The organism is Stenotrophomonas sp. 116085_Sma (assembly GCF_056479585.1).
In genome coordinates this window covers 37,873-54,708 of the sequence record NZ_CM151057.1, presented here as the reverse complement: position 1 = coordinate 54,708, position 16,836 = coordinate 37,873, and the positions used below count along the sequence as shown (strand labels likewise).

Below are 16,836 nucleotides of genomic sequence, written 5' to 3'. Positions count from 1 at the left end.
ACAAGGCCGGTGGACAGTGTTGTGGCACATGTCCGGCCCGAGGACCGGATGGCGGCGATCCTACGCTGCCTCTCAAGTTAAGGCAACACTTCACGTAGTGTCATATAACTTATTGATTTTATTTAATTTAATGACCCGTAACACCAAGCCCGTGGAATCTACGGCATGTTTTGTGGCGATTCGGGCACAACCGCTCCCCAGGCCGGATGCAAAAACGCCACCCCGCGCGGGACGGGGTGGCGTTCGAGCGTGCAGCTCTGGCCGCGGAATCTCAGCGTGCAGCCAGCGCCGACGCGATTTCCTGCTGGATCGCCCGTGCCGCGGCCTGCGGATCGGTGGCCAGGCGGATCGGGCGGCCGACCACGATGGCGTCAGCGCCATCGGCGAAGGCCTGGGCCACGCCAACGGTGCGCTTCTGGTCGTCGCCGACCGGGCCACCCGGACGGATGCCCGGGCAGACGATCGAGAAGCCCGCGCCCGTGGCAGCGCGGATCGGCCCCGCTTCCTGGCCCGAGGCGATCACGCCATCGATGCCGGTGGCCTGGGCGGCCAGCGCGCGCTCGACCACCACGTCGACCGGTTCGCGGTCGATGCCCATCTGTGCCAGGTCCGGGCGGCCCATCGAGGTCAGCACGGTCACCGCCAGCAGGCGCATGTCGCTGCCGTTGGCGGCCGCGCAGGCTTCCATCATGGCCGGGTGCCAGCCATGGATGGTGGCGTAGCTGACCGGCCACTGCGACAGGCGCTTGATCACCGCCGCGGCGGTGGCCGGGATGTCGAAGAACTTCAGGTCGACGAACACGCGCTTGTCGCGGCGGGCCAGCTCATCGAGCACCTGGAAGTACTCGCCGGAGGCCAGCAGTTCCATGCCGATCTTGTAGAACGCCACGCTGTCGCCGAGACGGTCCACCCACTCCAGCGCCTGCACACGGTCGGGCACGTCCAGCGCGAAGATCAGGCGCTCGTCATCGCGCAGCGGCAGCGGTGCGCGGCTCACGGTGCGTAGTCCAGCGCGGCGCGCTTGGCGTCATGACGGGCCTGGCGCGACTGACTGTAGTCGTTGTTGAACTGCGCCGGCTCAAAGCCACCGTAGGTCGGGTTCGGCAGCATCCACCAGCGTTCGCCGAACCAGTCGTGGTACTGCTGCAGCAGGGCGTCACGGCCTTCGTTGGTGTTGGCGGTCACTTCCACGAAGTCGCCCAGCTGGTCGCCGAACTGCATCAGCACGCGGTACTTCTGCCCGGCCAGGCGGCGGCGGCAGTTCTTCTCGCTGCCGGCCTGCTCGCAGCCTTCAACAACGGTGCCCAGGCCCAGGAACACGCTGTCATCGGCCACCGGCAGGCCCTGCTCGCGCAGGTTGGCCAGGGTGGCATCCTTCAGGTGCACGGCGCGGTTGGAGATGTACAGCAGGGTCACGCCCTTGGCATTGGCGGCCTTGGCGAAATCGACCACGCCGGGAATGGCCTTGGCCTTCTTTTCGGCCACCCACTGGTCCCAGCTCAGTTCATCGTATTCCTTGCCATCGCGCACCAGGCGCGCCTGGTAGGGCGAGTTGTCCAGCACGGTCTCGTCCACGTCCAGCACCACTGCCGGCTTCAGGCCCTTGGCCTCGTTGCCGCGCTCCTCCGGTACCAGCGCATCCCAGTGGGCTTCCTTCAGCGCCACATCCAGGTGGTCGGCGGCGGCGCGGTAGGTCTGCTCGGTGATCGCCTTGTACTCCTGCGCGCGCTGCATCCACAGCACGGCGTTGAGATTGTCGTTGGCGATCGCATCGGGTGCGCCATCGGCCTTGGCGGCAGCGGCCGGAGCCTGCGGGGCAGCGGCTTCAGCGGCAGGCGCCTCCACGCGCTTGCAGGCGGACAGGCCCAGCACCGCGGTGGCGAGCAGGGTCACAGACAGGGAAACGGGACGACGCATGGATTCACCGGCAATCAGATATACCGGCGCATTTTACCGGCAAAGGCGGCCCTGGGACGGCTATGCTTGGTGGTTGACCCGTTGCCCCTCCGGAGGCCGCCATGACCGATTCCGTCCAGACTCCCGACGTCCCCCTGCTCGATGCCGTGCAGGCCCGCCTGCTGGGCTGCCTGGTGGAGAAGGAGGCGACCACCCCGGATACCTATCCGCTGACGGTCAACGCGGCCCAGTCGGCCGCCAACCAGAAGACCGCCCGCGAGCCGGTGATGAACATCGACGCTGGCAGCGTGCAGCACGCCCTGCGCCAGCTGGAGACACTTGGGCTGGCACGCCAGCACTTTTCTTCACGCGCCGACCGTTACGAACACCGGCTGCAGGGCGCGCTGGACCTGACCCGGCAGCAGACCGTACTGCTGGCCATGCTGCTGCTGCGCGGGCCGCAGACCCTGGGCGAGCTGGTCTCGCGCAGCGAGCGCCTGCACCGCTTCGCCGATGCCGATGAAGCCCGCCACGCCATCGAGCGCCTGCAGCAACGCGCGCTGCTGGTGGTGCTGCCGCGCGCCAGCGGCCAGCGCGAGGACCGCTACATGCACCTGTTGTGCGGCGAAGTGGATGGCGCTGCGCTGGCAGCGACGTACGCCAGCGCTGGCGGCGGCAGCGAGGCCGCCGACCCGGGCCTGGCCGAGCGCGTGGCCCAGCTGGAAGCGGCCGTGGCCGAACTGCAGGCACAGCTGGCGGAACTGCGGGGCTGAAGGGTGGGTGCCGACCGTTGGTCGGCACCCACCACGATCAGCCCACCGGGGTCGGATCCCGCACTGCGGGCTCTGACCCCATCGCCACCTCGGGTTGCCGGCCAGCTGCCGGCACTACCCGACCTCTGCCGCACCCGGCGTGGCATACAAGCGGCTCGGGCTGTCCACGCCCGGCAGCTGGATCACCCCGCGCTCCTGCATGCCCAGGCCCAGCAGGATCTTCCCGGACACCACGTTGTCCAGATCAGTAATGCCATACAGATCCTGCAGGCCCAGCGCGCCACGGGCGTGCGCGAACACTGCCCGCGCCGCCTCACCGGCATACCCCTGCCCGGCAAATTCCGACAGCACGGCATAGCCGATGTCCGGCCCCGGCAGGCCATCGCGCCGCACCAGCCCGGCGTTGCCCAGCCAAGCGCCGTCAGACAGGCGCTCGATGGCGTACATGCCGAACCCGTTCAACGCATAGCTGTGCAGCACGCGCAGCGCGATGTACTCGCGCGCCTGTTCCTCGCTGCGCACGTTGCGGTCGCCGATGAAGCGCAGGAAGCCGGGATCGTTGAGCAGGGTCAGCATCGGCGCCGCGTCGCGGTCGGGCTCGATGCGGCGCAGGCGCAGGCGTTCACTCTCGATCGGTTGCACAGGCAGACCTCCAGCCGAAACCCCGATTCTGCCTCACCCCCGGCTGTTGCTTTTGATTTTCTTTTTTCTTTTCCGTGGCTGGCGCGCACGGAACCTGTCAGAGGCCGGGCGGGTGGGCTGGGCGGGACCGTCCGCGGCATGGATGCAGCGGCCGAGCCCCCATGGACGGGTTTACGGCGTGTCCCGGCCAGCCCACCCGCCCGGCCCACCACGAATGCACTGCGAACGGCGCCAACCACGAGGGGCTGCGCCGTTCGCCGATCAATCAAACAGCGCCTCGATCGCAGCCAACCCCGCGCTGGCGCGCTCCTTCTTCCGTGCCGCATCCGCCACCGGGTCAGCGCCATCGCGCTGGATCTCCTCGGCCGGAATCTCCTCGAAGAACCGGCTCGGCTTCAGCCGCACATGCTCGCCGAACTTGCGCGTCAGCTTGCTGTAGCTCATCCACAGCTGGATCTTGGCGCGGGTGATGCCCACGTACAGCAGGCGCCGCTCTTCCTGCAGGTTGCCCTCGTCCAGGCTGACCTGGTGCGGCAGCACGCCGTCCTCGCAGCCAACGATGAACACGTACGGGAATTCCAGGCCCTTGGAGGCGTGCATGGTCATCATGCGCACCTGGTTGCCGCCCTCGTCCTTGTCACTGCGCGACAGCAGTGCCAGCTGGCCGGCCAGGTCGGCCGCGGTAGCACCACGCGGGCCACCCTCGAACCACTGCGCCAGCTCTTCGATGTTGTTCGCCCGGCGCTGGTAGCTGGCCTCTTCCTTGGCCTGCTGGCGCAGCTCGCTGAGCAGGCCCGATTCCTTGGCGACCTTGCGGATCATGTCACCGGAACTGACCTGCCGGGTCTGCGCACGCAGGTCACGCAGGATATCGGTGAAGCGGGCCAGGCTGTTGGCCGCGCGCGGTGGCAGCTGCTGCAGTGCGCCGATCGCCTCGGCGGCCTGCGCCATCGGCATGTCCTTTTCTTGCGCCAGCTCGGCCAGCTTGGCCAGCGTGCCGGCACCCACATCGCGCTTGGGCGACTGCACCGCGCGCATGAACGCGGTGTCGTCGTCCGGGTTCACCAGCAGGCGCAGCCAGGCCAGCGTGTCCTTCACTTCCTGGCGCTCCAGGAACATGGTGCCGCCGGTCAGATGGTAGGGGATGCGCAGCAGCTGCATCGCCTTTTCCAGCGGGCGCGACTGGAAGTTGCCGCGGAACAGGATGCAGAAATCACTCCACGGCACGTTGCGCGACTGGGCCACGAAGGCGATCTCGGCGGCGACCTTTTCCGCTTCGTGTTCGCTGTTGCGGCATTCCCATACGCGGATGCGTTCGCCGTCGGCCTGGTCGCTCCACAGCTTCTTCAGGTGCTCATGCGGGTTGTTGGCGATCAGCGCGTTGGCAGCGCGCAGCACGCGGTTGGAGCAGCGGTAATTCTGCTCCAGCTTGATGATCTCCAGCGTGGGGTAGTCGCGCCCCATCTGCTGCAGGTTTTCCGGGTTGGCGCCGCGCCAGGCGTAGATCGACTGATCGTCATCGCCCACGCAGGTGAAGTTGCCCTTCTCACCGGCCAGCTGCTTGAGCAGGCGATACTGCGCGTCGTTGGTGTCCTGGCATTCGTCCACCAGCAGGTAGCCGATGCGTTCACGCCAGGCCAGCGCGATCTCCGGATTCTCTTCCAGGATCTGCACCGGCAAACGGATCAGGTCATCGAAATCGACCGCATTGAACGCGGTCAGGCGCAGCTGGTAGCGCTCGTAGACGCTGGCCGCTTCCTTCTCGCGGTTGCTGCGCGCGGCGGCCATCGCCTGCTCGGGCGACAGGCCGGCGTTCTTCGCGCGCGACACCAGGTTCTTCATGTCCTCGATGTCGTCGGGCTTGGCTCCGTACATCAGGTCCTTGATCTGCGCGGCGGCATCGTCGGCGTCGAAGATCGAGAAACCACGCTTCAGGCCCACAGCGGCATGCTCGATCTGCAGGAACTTCAGGCCCAGCGCATGGAAGGTGCAGATGGTCACCTCGTCCGCATCCTGCTCGCGCAGGCGCTTGGCCACACGCTCGCGCATTTCCTTGGCCGACTTGTTGGTGAAGGTGATCGCGGCGATGCGGCGTGCCGGATAGCGGCCGCTGCCGATCAGATGGGCGATCTTTTCCACGATCACGCGCGTCTTGCCGCTGCCCGCGCCGGCGAGCACCAGCAACGGACCTTCGATGTGCAGGACGGCGGCGGCTTGGGGGGGATTGAGACCGTGCATGGGAATGGGATTGTAGCGGGGCCGCAGCGGGCGGACCTGACTTGCATGCACACCGTTCCTAAGCTATTGATTCGCCACCGGAGCACTGGAGCCAGGTGCATGCGCCCGACCGCTTCTGCCGCCCTGCTGGGCACCCTGCTGTTGCTGCTGGCGCCGTTGGCCGCCCGCAGTGCGGACTGCGCGCCCGATCCTGGCGCATCGTTGCGGCCTGCGCTGATGACCCAGGGCTTCCTGCAGGCTCATCCTGATCTGCACTGGCGCGAGCTGGGCCTGCAGTCGTGGCGCCAGGGCCGGCCCGATCATGCGCTGGTGCGCTTCAAGCGGGCAGCCGCGCACGCCGACAAGCTGTCGCAGTCGCTGGTCGCGCGCATGTACCAGGAGGGCACGGGTACCGCCCCTGATCCGGTGCTGGCCTACATCTGGATGGACCTGGCCGCCGAACGCGGCTACCGCGACCTGCTGCTGGAGCGCGAGCGCTACTGGAACCGCCTGGATGCCGCGCAGCGGCAACGGGTGCTCACCGAAGGGCCGGCGCTGTATGCGGCCTACGGCGATGCCACGGCCAAGCCGCGCATGGAGGCTGCCATGCGCGTGGACCGCAGCCGCATGACCGGCAGCCGTACCGGCTGGGTCAGCTCGATGCTGCAGGTGGAACTGTCCGACGGCCCGGAAGCCGGCTGGCCGACCCGCGGCGATGACTACTACCGGGATGCGTACTGGGACCCTGCAGCTTACTGGTGCATGCAGGACCGCATCTGGGAACAGGAATTCCGCGGCCGCAGCGTCGAGGTCGGCCCACTCAGCCCGGTGGAAGGCGCGGGGCGCTGACGTTCGTATTTCCATAGTCATTGCCAGGAGGGCGATCATATGAAAGCGAAGCACGCTCCACTCTTCTGCCTGCTGCTGGGCCTGTCGATGGCCGCTGGCGTGACCGCCAGGGAATGCCCGGTGGAGGCCCCGCGGCAGATCCCGCCAACCGTCCTGACCGGAGGCTTCTTTGATGCCCATCCGGACCTGTTCTGGCGCAGCATGGCCCAGCAGGCCGAACGGGACAGACAGCCCGCCAGGGCGCTGGACTACTACAAGCGTTCGGCGCGCTACGCCGACAAATTCTCCCAGGCCATGGTGGCGCGGCTGTACCAGGAGGGCCTCGGTACCCGGGCCGATCCGGTGATGGCCTACATCTGGATGGACCTTGCCGCCGAGCGCATGTATCACGACTTCCTGGTGCTGCGGGAGCACTATTGGGCACGCCTGGACGCATTGCAGCAGGCACAGGCGATCGAGCGCGGCCAGCAGGTCTATGCCGACTATGGCGACCGCGTGGCCAAGCCTCGCATGGAGCGCGCCCTCAGGGACGGCCGCCAGCAGATCACCGGCAGCCGCCTCGGGTACGTGAGCTCCGGCCTGATCGTCGTCCCCCGCCGCGGCAACGAGCAGGGCATCGCGACGCCGGGCAGCATCGTCTACGACAACGACTACTGGCGCGCCGCCGACTACTGGTGCCTGCAGGACAACTACTGGCGCCCCGCGCGGACCCCCAGCGTCGAGATAGGACGGCCGGACACGGTCCGCGACGACAAGGCGGTGGGCGACTAGAATTGGCCGATGGCCAAGCTCTATTTCTACTATTCGGCGATGAACGCCGGCAAGACCACCACCCTGCTGCAGAGCGCGCACAACTACCGCGAGCGCGGCATGCGGGTGGCGATCCTGACCCCGCGCCTGGATGATCGTGCCGGCGCCGGCGTGGTCGCCTCGCGCATCGGCCTGCGCGCCGAGGGCATGGCGTTCGACCGTGACACCGACCTGCAGCAGTGGGTCGAGCAGGACCTGGCCGCCCACGGGCCGATGGGCTGCGTGCTGGTGGACGAAGCGCAGTTCCTCACCCGTGCCCAGGTCTGGCAGCTGAGCGAGGTGGTCGACCAGCTGCGCATTCCGGTGTTGTGCTACGGGCTGCGCACCGACTTCCGCGGCGAGCTGTTCGAGGGCAGCCAGTACCTGCTGGCCTGGGCCGACGAGATGCAGGAGATCAAGACCATCTGTCACAGCGGCAAGAAGGCAACGATGACGGTACGCGTGGACGAACATGGCCACGCGGTAAAGGATGGCCCGCAGGTGGAGATCGGTGGCAACGACCGCTACGTGTCGGTCAGCCGTGCCGAGTTCAAGAAGATCACCCGCGGTGAAGGGCGGATCGACCCGGCGCAGGCGCCCCTGCCGCTGTAGAGGGTGTTCGGCAGGGCTGCGCCCTGCACCCGCAGAGGCAACAGCAACGGCAACAGCCAAAGCCAAAGCGGCATTCCGTGGGATGGCGGGACGGTGTCGGAGTGCGGGGACGCTGCAAGTACGTCCCTGTAAGCTTGGCAGCCGCATCCATGCGGCTGACACCCCGCACTCCGACACCGCCCCACCTCTGACAGAATCCCGCAGCTGTTGGTGGGTGTCGACCTTGGTCGACACCTCTGTCAGATATCGAATGAAATTCCGGGGTCAGATCCGTTTCCCGAAGGAAAACGGATCTGACCCCACGAGCTGTTCCGACAGATCGCGCAAAACTGTCGAAGGCGGGGTGGGTCCGGTTGCGGGGGTCACTTCATGGATGGGTTTACGGCGTCCCCCTCAACCGGACCCACCCTGCCTCCCCACAGGAAACCAGCTTCTGCTGTTGACGTTGCTTTTGATTGAAGCAGGTGCAGGGCTGCAAGCCCTGCAATCCCAAACCACTCAGTACAGCGTGCGCTCCGGCGCACCCGCCGGCGGCGGGGTGTACTGGTACAGCCAGGTCTCGGTAAGGGTCTTGCCGCCACTGCGCAGGAACAGGCGGATATCGATCTGCTCGGTGCTGCCCTCCGGCGGCACCAGGTCGAACATCGCGCGGTACCCGTTGATCTCGCGCAGCGGGCGCGCCGACACGATCTCGACCCGGCCACGGCTGGCTTCCACCACCGCCTCGACCTCGGCCTTGTCGATCAGCCTGGCCAGTTCGCCGCCTTCGAAGTCCACCGCGAAACGCCAGCTGAAATACTCGCGCTTCTTGCCGACCACGCCGCCCAGGCCGGTGCGGCTGGCCACGCAGTGCGCCAGCGGCGGGCGTGCCGGCGGCTCGGCGCCCCAATACAGGCGGTAGCCGACCAGCAGCTCCTGGCCCGGCTGCGGTTTTTCCTTCGGGTTCCAGAAGGCCACGATGTTGTCGAAGGTCTCGTCCACGGTGGGAATCTCCACCAGCTGCACCGAGCCTTCGCCCCACTCGCCCTTCGGCTCCACCCACAGGCACGGGCGCTTCTCGTAGAACACGCCATCGTCCTGGTAGTGGTCGAAGTTGCGGTCACGCTGCAGCAGGCCGAAGCCGCGCGGGTTGCGGTCCATGAACATGTTGAAGCGCAGGTTGCGCGGGTTCAGCAACGGCCGCCAGATCCACTCGCCGGCGCCGGTCCACAGCGACAGGCCATCGGTATCGTGGATCTCCGGGCGCCAGTCCCAGCCCATGCGGCGGTCGTTCTCGCCCACCTGGTACATGCTGGTGCACGGTGCGATGCCCAGGCGCTCGATCGCCTTGCGCGGGTACAGCGCGCTGTCGATGTCCATCAGCAGCACATCGCCATTGGTGATCGCGAAGCGGTAGGCGCCGGCCACGCTGGGCGAATCCAGCAGGCCATAGACCACGATCGTTTCCGAATCGGCCGACGGCTGTTCCAGGTAATAGGCGATGAAGTCCGGGAATTCCTCCGGCTTGCCCATGCCGGTATCGATCGCCAGGCCACGCGCGGACTGGCCGTACTGGCCTTCCTTGCCGACGGCGCGGAAGTAGCTGGCGCCAAGGAACGCAGCGAAGTCGCGGTCGGTGTCCTTGCGGGTGTTCAGGCGGAACCCGGCGAAGCCCAGATCGGCCGGCAGCTCGCCGTCCTTGATGCCGCTCTTGCCGTAGTTGAACGCCGCGCCGTCATAGGCCAGCTCCTGCGCCTTGCCGTCGACCACGTCGAACATGCGCACCGGCGAATGGAAGTACAGGCCCAGGTGGAAGAACTTGGCCTGGAACTTGCCCGGCTGGTCGGCCCACAGCGCGTGGTCCTGGCGATAGCCGATCGACTGGTACTGGTCCCAGTCCAGTCCTTCCAGGCGGCCCGGCAGCACCCGCTTGTGGCTCTTGTAGGGCGCTTGTGCCAGCGCCCGCGCCTGCCCTTTCAGGGTGGCGAAGTCGAACGGCTGCGGCTGACCGAGGCGGCGCAGGCCCATCTGGCCACTCTTGCTGGCCGCGCACGCGGGCAGGGACGGCAGGCCGAATGCAGCCAGGGCGAGGGAGGCATTGCGGATGAAGTCGCGTCGTTGCATGCAGGCGCGTCAGGCACAGAAGGAAGGTCGGCCATCATAGGCAGACAAACGTTAACGGGCAGCGGAGACGCGCCCTGCCCGTTCAGCTGCCGCTGGCCGTCCGGCTCAGCGCTGGCAGTGGCTGCACCAGACGCTCGCGCGCTGGCCGATGGTGGCGTGCTTCAGTGCGCGGCCGCAGTTCGGGCACGGCAGGCCATCGCGGCCGTATACCAGCAGTTCCTGCTCGAAGTAGCCCGGCGCGCCATCGGGGCTGATGAAGTCGCGCAGGGTGGTGCCACCACGGGTGATGGCGTAGCCGAGGATCTCCTTCACCGCGCCAGCCAGCCGCTGGTAGCGCTCGCGCGAGATCTTCCCGGCCTCGCGCAGCGGACTGATGCCAGCCTTGAACAGGCTTTCGGCGGCGTAGATGTTGCCCACGCCCACCACCACCGCCTGGTCCATCAGGAAGGTCTTCACCGGCGCGCTGCGGCCGCGGCTGCGGGCGAACAGGTAGTCCCCGTCGAAGGCATCGTCCAGCGGCTCCGGGCCCAGCCCCTGCAGCAGCGGATGGATCTCGCCGGCCGGCTGCCACAGCAGGCTGCCGAAGCGGCGCGGGTCGTTGAAGCGCAGCAGGCGGCCGTTGTCCAGGCTGATATCCACATGGTCGTGCGCGCGCAGCGGGGTGTCGCCGGGCAGCACGCGCAGGCTGCCGGACATGCCCAGGTGCAGCACGGCGCTGCCGATGGCGGTGTCCAGCAGCAGGTACTTGGCGCGGCGGCGGATGTCCTCGATGCGCTGCCCCGGCAGCAGCTCGGCCACTTCCGGCGGAATCGGCCAGCGCAGATCGGCCCGGCGCAGGATCACCCCATGCACGCGACGGCCCTGCAGGTGCGGCGCCAGGCCGCGGCGTGTGGTTTCGACTTCGGGCAGTTCAGGCATGCGGCGATTCTACGCCGGGCATGGCCCGGCGCTACCGGGACCGGTGCACCTGGTAGCGCCGGGCCATGCCCGGCGACGGTGCAGAGTCAGCGCGGCGGCGCCGCCAGCTCCCGTGCATCCAGGAAGCCGTCGCCGTTGGCATCCTGCGTGTGGAAGCGCTTCACGATCACCTGCCGCTGCTGCTCGCGGCTGATCGCCCTGCCCTTGCCACCGGGCAGCTCCTCGGCCGTCAGCACGCCATCACCATTGCGGTCCATGCGGTCGAAGGCATACAGCATCCACTGCACGTACTCGGCCTCGCTGACCTTGCCGTCGCCATCGCTGTCCATCCGCTGCAGGTAGCTGGCGGTGTCGGTGACCTGGGCCAGCACCGCGCCCGGCAGCAGCGCCGCCAGCAGAAGCCCGTACCCTGTCCTCACGCGCCCACCAGGCTGTAGCCCTTCAATCGTGCGGCGTAGGCCTGCAACGCGGCGATACCGCTTTCCTCGGCCTCGCGGCACCACGCCTGCAGCTGATGCAGGCGCTCGGCCGCATCGTGGCCGCGCGCTTCCAGCAACGCGGCCAGGCGCCCCCGGTACTCGACCAGGGTGCGGATGCGCGGCCGTTGCGACACCCATTCGCTGAGCTGGGCGCGGCTGTCAGGCTTCAACCAGCGGCCATCATTGACCAGGCCACGGCGCAGCCGGCGCGGCAGCAGGCGACGCAGCTTGGCCCCGGCGTGGGTGGCCTCCTCGCGCAGGGCCGGCATGAACACATTGCGCTGGTAGTCGGTCATCGCCTGGAAGCGGTGCGAGAGCAGCGCCTTCAGCGTTTCGGCATCGGGCACAGCGATGTTCGGGCGTACGTCCATGGCCGGTGCAACGCGAAGCACCTTGGCCAGGCGCAACGCCTGCAGCAGGCGGATCGCACTCCAGCCGATGTCGAATTCCCAGCGCCGCATCGCGAAGCGCGCCGAACTGGGGAAGGCATGATGGTTGTTGTGCAGCTCCTCGCCACCGATCCAGAACCCCCACGGCGTCAGGTTGGTGGAGGTATCGGCCGATTCGTAGTTGCGGTACCCCCACCAGTGACCCAAGCCATTGACCACACCTGCGGCCCAGAACGGGATCCACGCCATCTGGATCGCCCACAGGGCCACGCCGGGCAGGCCGAACAGCACGCTGTTGATCGCCAGCAGCAGCACCGGGCCGAGCGTGGCGTGCGGGGTATACAGGTGGCGCTCGATCGCATCATCCGGGGTGCCACGCCCGTACTGCTCGATGTCCGCGCGCATGCCGCGCGCTTCGCGGTAGAGCTCCACGCCATGCCAGAACACCTTGCCGATGCCACGGGTGACCGGGCTGTGCGGATCGTCCTCGGTTTCCACCTTGGCGTGGTGCTTGCGATGGATGGCCACCCACTCGCGGGTGATCATCGACGTGGTGAGCCAGAGCCAGAACCGGAACACGTGGGCCAGTGCCGGGTGGAAATCGACCCCGCGATGGGCCTGGCTGCGATGCAGGTACAGGGTCACCGAGAAGATGGTGATCTGGGTGAAGACCAGCAGCACCGCCAGCATGGCCCACCAGCCCAGGCCCAGCACACCACCGGTCAACAGGGACATCAGGGCATCGGGCATGGCGGCTCTCCGTATCGACGCGGGGATGGCAGACATCATGGGCGCTTGCGTTGCAAACTGCATCCCTGCGGCGGTGATTGCCACCGTCATCCGTGGCACCGTTCACAGTTGGGGACCTGAGTTGTCGAGCCTTGATCCACGCGCCAGCACCATGACTGCCGCCCCGCCCGTTGCGGAGCTGCCCCCCTTGATCGAACTGGACCGCGCCACCGTGGTGCGCGGCCAGGTGAAGGTGCTGCACGGGCTCAGCCTGCGCATCGCGCAGGGCCAGCATACTGCCCTGCTCGGCCCCAACGGTTGCGGCAAGTCGACCTTCATCAAGCTGATCACCCGCGAGCTGTACCCGCTGGCGCATAGCGACGGCTCGGTGGCCGTGAAGGTGCTGGGCCAGAACCGCTGGCAGGTGGACCGGCTGCGTTCGCAGCTGGGCATCGTCACCGGCGATCTCAGCAGCAACCTGGCCGACATGCCGGGGCTGACCGTGGAACAGGCGGTGCTGTCCGGCTTCTTCGCCAGCTACGTGGTGCCGGCCTTCCGCGAGGTGACTGCCGACATGCGTGCACGCGTCGGTGAGACACTGGCGATGACCGGCGCCCTATCCCTGCGCGAGCGCGCCTATGCCGAGCTGTCGGCCGGCGAGACCCGCCGGGTGCTGATCGCCCGCGCGCTGGTCAACCGGCCGCAGGCGCTGCTGCTGGACGAGCCCTCCACCGGTCTGGACCTGGTCGCCCGCGAACAGCTGGTGGCGACCATGCGGGTGCTCGCCCAGCAGGGCATCACCCTGGTGCTGGTGACCCACCACATCGAAGAGATCATTCCCGAGATCGAACGCGTGGTGCTGCTGCGCGATGGCCGTGTGCTGGCCGATGGCACCCGCGCCGAACTGCTGCGCAACGAGCCGCTGTCGTCGGTGTTCGGTGGCGCCATCACCGTGTGCGAGCAGGAAGGCCGGTTGACCGCTTACGCGGGCTGAGGCGGAGCCCTCGAGGGAAACGGCTTGGAAACCGATGGGCCCGGGAAACCGGCGGCGGTAGAGTCGACTGTCAGTCGACTATCGCGCGCAGCGCGGGATCTTTGCGATTCAGGCGAAAGGCAGTCGACTAACTGTCGACTCTACCCCGTCGTGATGCCATTCCCCATGTGATGCCATTCCCCATGTGATGCCATTCCGTCGCCATGCCGGTGCAGCGGGCCGGATCCCGGCCCGCTGCACCCAGCCTCAGAACCTCAACGCCAGCGCGCGCGATTCGATCGGTGCCATCCGGCTCTGGTCCTGCAGCTGCAGGTCGCGCAGCTCGTACGGCGCGCCGAAGCCGGCCGGCAACGCGGCCTGGTCGAACGGCAGCACCAGCTGGCCACGCCCCGGACCATCGAACCACGCGGCCGCATGCGCCTGCGCGACCGGCTTCAGCTGGCCATCGCGGCCGGTGGCATACAGCGTGCCACGCGCCTCGTAGCGGCCAGCGGCGGCTACCTGCAATGGCAGTGCGACCTGTCGGCTGGCCGGGTCCGGCGCCGCCTGGCCACTGAAGCGCGCGGTCGGCCGCGCCACCGCGAAGGCGACCTTGCCATCGCGCAACACACCATCGGCCTGGGCGAACACCTGCAGCTCCCACAGCCCCTGCACGTTGCCGACATCAGCCGGAATCCGCACCTGCGCACGCAGGGCGCCATCGGTGGTGCGCAGCAACCGCTGCGGCCAGCTGCGTCCATCCGGTGCGACCAGCAGGGCTTCACCGCCCAGGCTGCTGCGGCGCGAGGCCATCTGCGCGGTGGTGGCACCGTCTTCCAGCAGGCGTGCCTGCAGCTGCACGTTGCCACCGGCCAGCACCTGCGCCTGGTTGGCCTGCACCTCCAGCCGCAGCGGACTGTTCGGCTCCAGCACCTGCACCACGTAGCGGCCCTGTGCCTGCGCGCTCTGCAGCGTGTACGCACCGGCCGCACTGGTCGCGCCGGTGCGCAGCATGCTGCTGCCATCGCTCACCGGCATGCCGGCCTGCTGCAGCGCACGTGCGTCGACACTGCGCGCCACGCTGCTGCGGCCGGCCGGGTCACGCACCTGCAACGTGTTGGCCGGCACTGCACGCGCGCCTTCGGCCGGGCTCAGCTGGATCACCGCATCGGCGGCGGTCAGCGGCAGGTCCACGCCGCGTTGCAGCTGCGCGCCATCGACCTGCTGCCAGTAGCTGCGGCTGACAGAGGCATACGGCGTGGCCGCCTGCAGCGGTTGTACCGGGTCCAACGCCCAAGCGAAGGACAGCGGCGCGTGTTCGCTTTCATCGGCCGGCAACGGCGCGGCAACCAGCGCCGCGGGCACCTGATCGCCGGCACGTGCGGCATTCAACGGCTGCGCAGCCTGCGCTGGGGAGAGGGACAGCACCGCCAGCACCGCGCTGGCCAGCAGGGTGGAATGGATCGTCATGGTCGTCTCCCTCACTGGATCAAGTCGTTGCGCAGGATCGTGCCGAGGCCGAAGCACTCGCGACGACTCTGGTTGTGGCTGAGCGGCTCTGCCCCCTGGGTACGCTGCTTGTCGGTGAACCAGGTGGTGCCGGCGGCCTTCTGGCTGCTGCACTCCAGGAAGCCGTCGGAGCAGGACGACAGCCAGTTCTGGGTGAACTCCAGGCCGACATTGGCGGCATAGCCCCCGCAGTAGCTGTTGCTGTCCCACACCGCCGATTCCACGTCACTGCCGACCACCGCGCGGAACGGCTTGGGCAGCGCGGGACGGCCTGCGGTGCCGTACAGGTTCTGCGCGTTGTAGGTGGCCATGCTCGCCACCTGCTGCTGCCGCACCGCGTCGTTCTTGTAGCCCAGCAGCCAGCCCAGCGAGGTTTCAAAGGTATTGCCATTGAGCACCGCATCGGCCAGCGGCGTGCCCGCCGAGGACGGTGCCAGCGCGGTGACCTTGCGCACCGTGCGGATGATCTTCGGGTAGCGGCTGTCGTAGGTCGGGTTGGACAGGATCCAGCGCACCACGTTGCCGCCGTTGGAATGGGTGATCACCACCAGCTGGGTGATGCCGCGGCTGTCGATGAAACTGGTCAGCTGGTTGGCCAGGCAGCCGGCGGCCTCCGGCTTCCACATGTACTGGGTGAAGTCGCAGTTGATGACAACGTAGTTGCTGCTGTTCGGCAGGCCCTGGCGCACGGTGTCGATGATGGCCGGCTGCCAGTAGTCCTGGGTGGCGTTGGTCTGCGCGCCGGTGCCATGCACGAAGGCCACGCCGACCACGTCGGCGGCCTGCGCCGGCGTTGCTGCAAGCCCGAGGAGCAGGGCCAGGACGGTACTTCCTGTTGCGGTGCTGCGCATCGCTTCTCTCCCTCTGTCTGCGGATCCCCCCGACCCGGCTGGAACTGGACGGCCCTGGCGCTTGCCGTTGTGCCGATGCTCGCGGTGCAGCGGCGTGAAAGTCCGTGCGCTGCGCCCGGATTCAGGAGACTGACGCCACTCGATGACGTTTTTCATATCGCGGCAATGACCATGCCGGGTCTGGCCGTATGACCGATGGCCACTGCGGTGTCGTACACGGACTGCGATCATGGCGCGATGTTTTTTCTCCGGAGCCCGTCCATGTCGCTGATTTCCCACCCTGCCCGCCCGCTGCTCGGCCTTGCCGTGGCCGTGGCCCTGGCCGGTTGTGCCGCCACCGCCGCCAAGCCGACCGCCGTCGAAGCCAACATCACCACCAAGGCCGTGGGCTATCTGGACAAGGATGCGGTCCCGGCCAGCCTGGACCTGGTGCCGGCGCCGCCGGTGGCCGGTTCGGCCGCCCTCGCCCTGGACGAACAGGTCAGCCGTGAAGCCCGCGCGCTGCGTGGCAGCCCGCGCTTCGCCCAGGCCGGCATCGATGCGGAACTCGGCTTCCCCGAAGGTGCAAACCACTTCTCCTGCGCCGCCGACATCGACGTCGATGCGGTGAAGACTCCGGCGCTGTATCGACTGCTGGAGCGCAGCCGGATCGACGCCAGCGCCGCCACCAAGGCGGCCAAGAACCACTACCAGCGCCCGCGCCCGTTCATGGTCAACGGTGAGCCGACCTGCTCGCCGAAGGATGAAGAAGGCCTGCGCAAGAATGGCTCCTACCCGTCCGGCCATACCTCGATCGGCTGGGCCTGGGCACTGATCCTGTCGGAGATCGTGCCGGACCGCGCCGATGCCATCCAGGCCCGCGGCCGCAACTACGGCGAGAGCCGCCTGGTGTGCAACGTGCACTGGCAGAGCGACATCCTGGAAGGCCGCTTCATGGGCGCCGCCGCCGTGGCCCGCCTGCACGACAACGCCGCGTTCAACAAGGACCTGCTGGCCGCACGCAAGGAGATCGCTGCCGCGCGCAAGGCCGGCCTGCACTCCAGCCGCGACTGCACCACCGAGAACGCGGTACTGAAGGTGCGCCCGCAGAGCGCGTTGTAAGCCATG

16 protein-coding genes are annotated in these 16,836 nt (G+C 67.9%); 6 read left to right on the top strand and 10 right to left on the bottom strand.

The genetic code is table 11. From position 1 onward, the window contains the following. Positions 1-271 precede the first annotated feature (271 nt). Positions 272-997 (bottom strand): orotidine-5'-phosphate decarboxylase, encoded by a 726-nt coding sequence (pyrF, locus tag ACZK0Z_RS00245; RefSeq protein WP_197633754.1) that lies wholly within the window; start codon positions 995-997, stop codon positions 272-274. Further along, the gene (locus tag ACZK0Z_RS00240) at positions 994-1,917 is read right to left on the bottom strand and encodes a 5'-nucleotidase, lipoprotein e(P4) family (protein ID WP_049430918.1); all 924 of its coding nucleotides are present in this window, start codon (positions 1,915-1,917) and stop codon (positions 994-996) included. The genes pyrF and ACZK0Z_RS00240 overlap by 4 nt, the downstream gene beginning before the upstream one ends. Positions 1,918-2,018: 101 nt before the next feature. Here ACZK0Z_RS00240 and ACZK0Z_RS00235 point away from each other — a divergent pair, with 101 nt between their 5' ends. Then, on the top strand, positions 2,019-2,669 hold the full coding sequence (locus tag ACZK0Z_RS00235) for a DUF480 domain-containing protein (RefSeq protein ID WP_197633753.1): 651 nt from the start codon (positions 2,019-2,021) through the stop codon (positions 2,667-2,669). A 114-nt stretch (positions 2,670-2,783) separates the two neighbouring features. On the opposite strand, the gene ACZK0Z_RS00230 is transcribed toward ACZK0Z_RS00235, so the two are convergent. Further along, entirely contained in the window at positions 2,784-3,311 is a 528-nt protein-coding gene (locus ACZK0Z_RS00230) for a GNAT family N-acetyltransferase (protein ID WP_197633781.1), read from the bottom strand. Positions 3,312-3,572: 261 nt separating this feature from the next. Beyond that, a complete protein-coding gene (locus tag ACZK0Z_RS00225; protein ID WP_049426675.1) occupies positions 3,573-5,549 on the bottom strand; it encodes a UvrD-helicase domain-containing protein in 1,977 nt (658 codons plus the stop codon). A 99-nt stretch (positions 5,550-5,648) separates the two neighbouring features. Between ACZK0Z_RS00225 and ACZK0Z_RS00220 the strand changes: the two genes are divergently transcribed. The 3 genes from ACZK0Z_RS00220 to ACZK0Z_RS00210 are packed head-to-tail and all read left to right on the top strand — an operon-like array spanning position 5,649 to position 7,778. Further along, positions 5,649-6,377 (top strand): SEL1-like repeat protein, encoded by a 729-nt coding sequence (locus tag ACZK0Z_RS00220; protein ID WP_049426676.1) that lies wholly within the window; start codon positions 5,649-5,651, stop codon positions 6,375-6,377. A 39-nt stretch (positions 6,378-6,416) separates the two neighbouring features. Further along, on the top strand, positions 6,417-7,148 hold the full coding sequence (locus ACZK0Z_RS00215; protein WP_049426677.1) for an SEL1-like repeat protein: 732 nt from the start codon (positions 6,417-6,419) through the stop codon (positions 7,146-7,148). A gap of 9 nt (positions 7,149-7,157) precedes the next feature. After that, on the top strand, positions 7,158-7,778 hold the full coding sequence (locus ACZK0Z_RS00210) for a thymidine kinase (protein ID WP_049426678.1): 621 nt from the start codon (positions 7,158-7,160) through the stop codon (positions 7,776-7,778). Positions 7,779-8,276: 498 nt separating this feature from the next. Here the strand turns inward: ACZK0Z_RS00210 and ACZK0Z_RS00205 are convergent, their stop codons facing one another. The 4 genes from ACZK0Z_RS00205 to ACZK0Z_RS00190 form a co-directional block, all read right to left on the bottom strand. Further along, positions 8,277-9,881: an OpgD/OpgG family glucan biosynthesis protein gene (locus ACZK0Z_RS00205; RefSeq protein ID WP_049431089.1), complete on the bottom strand. Its 1,605-nt coding sequence runs from the start codon at positions 9,879-9,881 to the stop codon at positions 8,277-8,279. 105 nt (positions 9,882-9,986) lie between these two features. Continuing rightward, positions 9,987-10,799 carry a bifunctional DNA-formamidopyrimidine glycosylase/DNA-(apurinic or apyrimidinic site) lyase gene (gene mutM / locus ACZK0Z_RS00200; RefSeq protein ID WP_295548580.1) on the bottom strand — a complete coding sequence of 271 codons (813 nt, stop codon included), beginning with the start codon at positions 10,797-10,799 and terminating at the stop codon, positions 9,987-9,989. An 86-nt stretch (positions 10,800-10,885) separates the two neighbouring features. Further along, on the bottom strand, positions 10,886-11,218 hold the full coding sequence (locus ACZK0Z_RS00195; protein WP_197632672.1) for an EF-hand domain-containing protein: 333 nt from the start codon (positions 11,216-11,218) through the stop codon (positions 10,886-10,888). Then, positions 11,215-12,417, bottom strand: coding sequence for a DesA family fatty acid desaturase (locus ACZK0Z_RS00190; protein ID WP_197632673.1), 1,203 nt, complete (start codon positions 12,415-12,417; stop codon positions 11,215-11,217). The genes ACZK0Z_RS00195 and ACZK0Z_RS00190 overlap by 4 nt, the downstream gene beginning before the upstream one ends. 151 nt (positions 12,418-12,568) lie before the next feature. Here ACZK0Z_RS00190 and ACZK0Z_RS00185 point away from each other — a divergent pair, with 151 nt between their 5' ends. Next, the gene (locus ACZK0Z_RS00185; protein ID WP_197632674.1) at positions 12,569-13,390 is read left to right on the top strand and encodes an ATP-binding cassette domain-containing protein; all 822 of its coding nucleotides are present in this window, start codon (positions 12,569-12,571) and stop codon (positions 13,388-13,390) included. 246 nt (positions 13,391-13,636) lie between these two features. Here the strand turns inward: ACZK0Z_RS00185 and ACZK0Z_RS00180 are convergent, their stop codons facing one another. Both ACZK0Z_RS00180 and ACZK0Z_RS00175 read right to left on the bottom strand, forming a co-directional pair. Further along, on the bottom strand, positions 13,637-14,839 hold the full coding sequence (locus ACZK0Z_RS00180) for a DUF4785 domain-containing protein (protein WP_197632675.1): 1,203 nt from the start codon (positions 14,837-14,839) through the stop codon (positions 13,637-13,639). 11 nt (positions 14,840-14,850) lie between these two features. Beyond that, on the bottom strand, positions 14,851-15,729 hold the full coding sequence (locus ACZK0Z_RS00175; protein ID WP_197632676.1) for a lipase family protein: 879 nt from the start codon (positions 15,727-15,729) through the stop codon (positions 14,851-14,853). Between the two features lie 261 nt (positions 15,730-15,990). On the opposite strand from ACZK0Z_RS00175, the gene ACZK0Z_RS00170 reads away from it, so the two are divergent. Then, positions 15,991-16,830 carry an acid phosphatase gene (locus ACZK0Z_RS00170; protein WP_049429162.1) on the top strand — a complete coding sequence of 280 codons (840 nt, stop codon included), beginning with the start codon at positions 15,991-15,993 and terminating at the stop codon, positions 16,828-16,830. Positions 16,831-16,836 lie beyond the last annotated feature (6 nt).

What these genes read in the sequence shown, in the direction of transcription:
- ACZK0Z_RS00240 (WP_049430918.1), bottom strand. Translation starts at nt 1,917, where the DNA reads ATGCGTCGTCCCGTTTCCCTGTCTGTGACCCTGCTCGCCACCGCGGTG.
- ACZK0Z_RS00235 (WP_197633753.1), top strand. Translation starts at nt 2,019, where the DNA reads ATGACCGATTCCGTCCAGACTCCCGACGTCCCCCTGCTCGATGCCGTG.
- ACZK0Z_RS00225 (WP_049426675.1), bottom strand. Translation starts at nt 5,549, where the DNA reads ATGCACGGTCTCAATCCCCCCCAAGCCGCCGCCGTCCTGCACATCGAA.
- ACZK0Z_RS00220 (WP_049426676.1), top strand. Translation starts at nt 5,649, where the DNA reads ATGCGCCCGACCGCTTCTGCCGCCCTGCTGGGCACCCTGCTGTTGCTG.
- ACZK0Z_RS00215 (WP_049426677.1), top strand. Translation starts at nt 6,417, where the DNA reads ATGAAAGCGAAGCACGCTCCACTCTTCTGCCTGCTGCTGGGCCTGTCG.
- ACZK0Z_RS00210 (WP_049426678.1), top strand. Translation starts at nt 7,158, where the DNA reads ATGGCCAAGCTCTATTTCTACTATTCGGCGATGAACGCCGGCAAGACC.
- ACZK0Z_RS00205 (WP_049431089.1), bottom strand. Translation starts at nt 9,881, where the DNA reads ATGCAACGACGCGACTTCATCCGCAATGCCTCCCTCGCCCTGGCTGCA.
- mutM (WP_295548580.1), bottom strand. Translation starts at nt 10,799, where the DNA reads ATGCCTGAACTGCCCGAAGTCGAAACCACACGCCGCGGCCTGGCGCCG.
- ACZK0Z_RS00190 (WP_197632673.1), bottom strand. Translation starts at nt 12,417, where the DNA reads ATGCCCGATGCCCTGATGTCCCTGTTGACCGGTGGTGTGCTGGGCCTG.
- ACZK0Z_RS00185 (WP_197632674.1), top strand. Translation starts at nt 12,569, where the DNA reads ATGACTGCCGCCCCGCCCGTTGCGGAGCTGCCCCCCTTGATCGAACTG.
- ACZK0Z_RS00180 (WP_197632675.1), bottom strand. Translation starts at nt 14,839, where the DNA reads ATGACGATCCATTCCACCCTGCTGGCCAGCGCGGTGCTGGCGGTGCTG.
- ACZK0Z_RS00175 (WP_197632676.1), bottom strand. Translation starts at nt 15,729, where the DNA reads ATGCGCAGCACCGCAACAGGAAGTACCGTCCTGGCCCTGCTCCTCGGG.
- ACZK0Z_RS00170 (WP_049429162.1), top strand. Translation starts at nt 15,991, where the DNA reads ATGTCGCTGATTTCCCACCCTGCCCGCCCGCTGCTCGGCCTTGCCGTG.